Below are 4,878 nucleotides of genomic sequence, written 5' to 3'. Positions count from 1 at the left end.
GTGGTGGGGGGGGGGGGGGGGGGCGGGCGGGGGGGGGGGGGGGGGCGGGGCGGGGGGCGGGGGGGGGGGGGGCGGGGGGGGGGGGGGGGGGGGGGCGGGGGCGGGGGGGGGGGGGGTGCCGGCGACGGGCGGGCCGGGGCAAACGCGAAGGCCCGCCGCCTCCCGGATGACCGGGAGGGGCGGGCCGGAGCGCTGGTGAGAGCGGCTACGCCTGGATCAGCGGGCGTAGTACTCGACGACGAGCTGCTCGTCGCAGATCACCGGGATCTCCTTGCGGTTCGGATCCCGGTCCAGGCGGAAGGCCAGGGCCTTCAGGTTCACCTGGAGGTAGCGCGGGGTCTCACCGTCGGTGTCGTAGCCACCCTCGCGGGCCACCTGGAAGGGGACCTTGGAGCGGCTGCGCTCGCGGACCTGGACGACGTCGTCGGGGCGCACGCGGAAGGACGGCTTGTCGACCTTGCCACCGTTGACCTCGATGTGGCCGTGGACGACCATCTGACGGGCCTGGTAGATGGTGCGGGCGATGCCCGAACGCAGGACCAGGGCGTCGAGGCGGCGCTCGAGCTCGACGACCAGCGCCTCGCCCGTCTTGCCTTCGGCCTTCTTGGCGCGGTCGTAGGCGCGCGCCATCTGGCGCTCGCTGATGTCGTACTGCGCACGCAGGCGCTGCTTCTCCAGCAGACGGACCTTGTAGTCCGAGTTCTGCTTGCGGCCACGGCCGTGCTCGCCCGGCGGGTACGGACGAGCTTCGAAGTACTTGACAGCCTTGGGCGTCAGGGCGATGCCGAGGGCACGCGACTTCTTGACCTTGGGACGCGACTGGTTAGGCACGTTCTCCAGACCTCCGTTGTAGGTTAGGTTAGGCTTACCTTACTCAAGGAGATCGCATGTCTCGCCCTGGGAACACCACTCACGTCACGGACAGCACAGACAGCGGCAGCACCTCAGAGGAGGATGCTGCTACGACGGAAGGCCGATCAGATCGTGGTCAGCCGCGTCCCAGCGGGCTAGAAAACACTCGGATGCCGTCAGCAGCCGAGCGCACACGAACTCTCGTACAGAGTACCTGCTCCGCACTGCTCGTCGTACCGGGCCTCGATCTGGCCCGTGCGGAGCCCCTGGTCCCGGCCAGCAGGAGGGTGGGGCCCGAGGGTGATCTGTTCCTTGAATTCCCCGCGGATTCCCCGGCCGTCCGGGCCGCGACGCACGCGCAGGGCGACGAGCTGACCGCCGTGCTGGAGCTCACGGACGTCGCCCCGGTCTCCGTGCCGCACCGGATCCGCGGCCGCGCGTGGGTCTCCGGCTGGCTCACCTCCGTCCCCGGCATCGCCGAGCCCGGCCGGATGATGCTGCGCCTGGAGTTCGGCGAGGCGTACGTGGACGACCTCTGGGGCGCCGAGGACATCGAGCCGGAGGACTTCCGGGACGCGGCCCCCGACCCGCTGGTCCACCACGAGGCGGAGCTGCTCCAGCACCTGGCCTCCGCCCACGACGAGCAGATGCGCACCCTGTGCGGCCTGCTGGGCGAGCGCACCGCCCGGGCCTGCGCGCCCGGCCGGCCGAGCGCCGTGCCCGTGGCACTGGACCGCTTCGGGCTGCGGGTCCGCTTCGTCGAGAGCAAGGACGCGTGCTTCGACGCACGCTTCGAGTTCCCCGAGCCCGTGCGGGACGTCACCGAGCTGCGTCGCGCCGTGCACACCCTTTTCGAGGCGGCCGCGTCCTGACCCGGCGGTCCGGGGGCCTTACGACGGCTCCGTGCCCTCGCCGGCGCGGCCGAGGCGCTCGCGGACGCGCTCGACGACATCCGCGTACCGCGCCTCGGCACCGTAGCGGGTGGGGGTGTAGTACTGCCGGTCGCGGACCGCGTCCGGGGCGTACTGCTGGGCGGCGATGCCGCCCTGCACGTCGTGCGGATAGACATAGCCCTGGGCGTGGCCGAGCTTGGCGGCGCCCTTGTAGTGGCCGTCGCGCAGATGGGCCGGGACCGGTCCGGCGAGCCCTCGGCGCACGTCGTCCTGCGCGGCGGAGATCGCCAGCGTCGCCGCGTTGGACTTGGGGGCGAGCGCCAGCGCGATGGTGGCGTGGCTGAGGGTGAGCGCCGCCTCCGGAAAGCCGATCATGGCCACCGCCTGGGCGGCGGCCACGGCGGTCGGCAGCGCGGTGGGATCAGCCAGGCCGATGTCCTCGCTGGCCGAGATCATCAGCCGCCGCGCGATGAACCGCGGGTCCTCCCCCGCCTCGATCATCCGGGCCAGATAGTGCAGAGCGGCGTCCACGTCGGAGCCGCGGATCGACTTGATGAGCGCGCTGGCCACGTCGTAGTGCTGGTCGCCGTCACGGTCGTACTTCACGGCGGCGCGGTCGACGGTCGCCTCGACCGTCTCCAGCGTGATCTCCGCCTCGTGCGTGGCGATGGCGGCACCGGCCGCCGCCTCCAGCGCGGTGAGCGCCCGGCGCGCGTCGCCGCCCGCGATCCGCAGCAGATGCGCCTCGGCGTCCTCGGGCAGGGTGACCGCCCCGCCGAGACCCCGCTCCTCGGTCAGCGCCCGGCGCAGCAGCGAGCGCAGGTCGTCGTCGGTCAGCGGCTCCAGGGTGAGCAGCAGGGAGCGCGAGAGCAGCGGGGAGATGATCGAGAAGTACGGATTCTCCGTGGTGGCGGCGATGAGGGTGACCCAGCGGTTCTCCACGGCGGGGAGCAGGGAGTCCTGCTGGGCCTTGGAGAAGCGGTGGATCTCGTCCAGGAAGAGGACGGTCTCCTTGCCGAAACCACCGGTGGCTCGGCGCGCGCTCTCGATGACGGCCCGGACCTCCTTGACGCCCGCGGTGATCGCGGAGAGCTCGACGAACCGCTTGTTGGTGGCCTTGCTGACCACGTACGCCAGGGTCGTCTTGCCGGTGCCGGGCGGGCCCCACAGGATGACCGAGGACGCACCGGCGGGGCCGCTGCCCCCTTCGCCGACGAGACGGCGCAGCGGCGAGCCCGGCTTCAGCAGATGCTGCTGGCCGACGACCTCGTCGAGGATGCGCGGACGCATCCGGACAGCGAGGGGGCTGCTGGACGGGTCCTTCTCCTGGCGGTCTTCGGCGGCTGCGGTAAAGAGGTCGGGCTCCACGTCATGAAGCCTATGCGACCCCACTGACAGCGGACCGGCCGCCGGCGCCTACCAAAAAACGTAGGTGTCGCTCAGCTGGTCCAGAAGTCCCACCAGCGGGTCAGGATCAGCATGCCGATGATCCCGATCCACATCACCGGGAGCACCCAGGGGAACTCGGTGAGCCCGTTCCGCAGCCACGCCGGGGCCGGGAGGATGCGGTTCTTGACGTTGTGCGTGGTCACGTAGCAGAACATGGTGATCGTGGCGACCCAGGCCAGGCAGCACCACAGGCAGAGCGAGTTGATGTTGTACAGCGACTGGTACTGGAGCCAGGTGCAGAAACCGACGCCGAACAGCGTCCCGGCGTTCAGGCCGAGCCAGAACCAGCTCCGGTAGCGGGCCCCGGCGAGCAGGCCCATCCCGATCGCGATGACCATGCCGTACGTGACCAGGCCCAGCATCGGGTTGGGGAACCCGAACGCCGATGCCTGCTCGCTCTTCATGATGTTGCCGCACGCGACGACGGGGTTGAGGCTGCACCCGGGGGTGAAGGAGGGGTCCTCCAGCAGCTTGAACTTGTCGAGCGTGATGACCCACGAGGCCAGCAGGCCGGCCGCGCCGGTGATCACCAGGAGCAGGGCGAGACCGCGTCCGGCCCCGAAGGTGCGCTTGCGGCCGCCCTCGTCCTGATCGGAGGAGAGGTCGTGGTCTACCGCTGCAGTCGTCATATCGCCGTTCCGTCACCGAGTGGTCAGCCGGGCAAGGTCATTGTGCCGCACCCCCGTACGGGTCAACCGTTCGATGGACATAAAGGTGTACGGCCGGTGGGCAGCGCATCGTCGGCCCCACGGAATGCTCGGACCCATGACGGAACTCGTGGTGAACGTGCGCGGACTGCGCAAGCGGTACGGCGGGGTGACCGCACTGGACGGCCTGGACCTGGGCATCCGGCGTGGTGAGGTGTGCGGGCTGCTCGGTCCGAACGGCGCCGGGAAGAGCACCTGCGTGGGTGTGCTCCAGGGACAGCGGGACCGGGACGCCGGGAGCGTGGAGGTCCTCGGCGCCGATCCGGCGACGGCCGACCGCCGTCAACGGTCCCGGGTCGGGATCGTCTGGCAGGATGAATCCGCCCCCGCCGAGTTGACGGTACGGGAGACGGTCCAGCACTTCGCGCGCTACTACCCGCGTCCGCGCGACCCCGACGAGACCATCGCCCTGGTCGGCCTGGGGGCGAAGTCGGAATCCCGGACCAAGACCCTCTCGGGGGGTCAGCGGCGGCGTCTCGATGTGGCGCTCGGCGTGATCGGCTCCCCCGAACTGCTCCTGCTCGACGAGCCGACCACCGGGTTCGACCCGGCCGCCCGGCGGCAATTCTGGGAGCTGATCCGGCTGCTCGCGGACGACGGCACCACCATCCTCCTCACCACGCACTACCTGGAGGAGGCCGAGGCGCTCGCCGACCGGCTCGTCGTCATCACGGCGGGCACCGCGGTCGCCGAGGGGAGCCCCGGGGAACTGCGGGCCCGGTTCGGCGGCGGGGCCACCGTCGAGTGGACGGAGCCCGACGGCTCCCCGCGCTCGGAGGAGACCGCGACCCCGACCCGTACGGTCACCGCGCTCGCCGCCCGCTTCGACGGCGAGGTCCCGGGGCTGCGGGTCACCCGGCCCACCACCTTGGAGGACGTGTATCTGCGGCTCACCGGGCAGTCGGAGGCGGCCCGATGACCGCGCGGTCCGGGGCGGGGCTTCCCGGTGGTGAAACGCACGGGGCGCGGGCTGCGGG

The 4,878-nt window shown here is 71.5% G+C and carries 5 protein-coding genes; 2 read left to right on the top strand and 3 right to left on the bottom strand.

What is annotated here, in order from left to right; all coding sequences use genetic code 11:
* Positions 1-216: 216 nt before the first annotated feature.
* Positions 217-831: a 30S ribosomal protein S4 gene (gene rpsD, locus ACFWM7_RS20715; RefSeq protein WP_018524225.1), complete on the bottom strand. Its 615-nt coding sequence runs from the start codon at positions 829-831 to the stop codon at positions 217-219.
* A gap of 191 nt (positions 832-1,022) precedes the next feature.
* Between rpsD and ACFWM7_RS20710 the strand changes: the two genes are divergently transcribed.
* Positions 1,023-1,724, top strand: a complete 702-nt coding sequence (locus ACFWM7_RS20710) for a DUF2470 domain-containing protein (protein ID WP_383262712.1) — start codon at positions 1,023-1,025, stop codon at positions 1,722-1,724.
* Positions 1,725-1,742: 18 nt separating this feature from the next.
* On the opposite strand, the gene ACFWM7_RS20705 is transcribed toward ACFWM7_RS20710, so the two are convergent.
* Together ACFWM7_RS20705 and ACFWM7_RS20700 are read right to left on the bottom strand one after the other, a co-directional pair.
* Complete coding sequence (locus tag ACFWM7_RS20705) at positions 1,743-3,113, bottom strand: replication-associated recombination protein A (RefSeq protein ID WP_383262709.1); 1,371 nt, start codon at positions 3,111-3,113, stop codon at positions 1,743-1,745.
* A 71-nt stretch (positions 3,114-3,184) separates the two neighbouring features.
* On the bottom strand, positions 3,185-3,823 hold the full coding sequence (locus ACFWM7_RS20700; protein ID WP_383262708.1) for a vitamin K epoxide reductase family protein: 639 nt from the start codon (positions 3,821-3,823) through the stop codon (positions 3,185-3,187).
* 136 nt (positions 3,824-3,959) lie between these two features.
* Between ACFWM7_RS20700 and ACFWM7_RS20695 the strand changes: the two genes are divergently transcribed.
* Entirely contained in the window at positions 3,960-4,820 is an 861-nt protein-coding gene (locus tag ACFWM7_RS20695) for an ABC transporter ATP-binding protein (protein WP_383262707.1), read from the top strand.
* Positions 4,821-4,878: the final 58 nt, after the last annotated feature.

Source organism: Streptomyces sp. NPDC058375 (genome assembly GCF_042723425.1).
In the GTDB taxonomy this organism is placed as follows: Bacteria; Actinomycetota; Actinomycetes; order Streptomycetales; family Streptomycetaceae; genus Streptomyces; species Streptomyces durocortorensis.
This window is presented reverse-complemented; position numbering and strand designations above follow the sequence as displayed.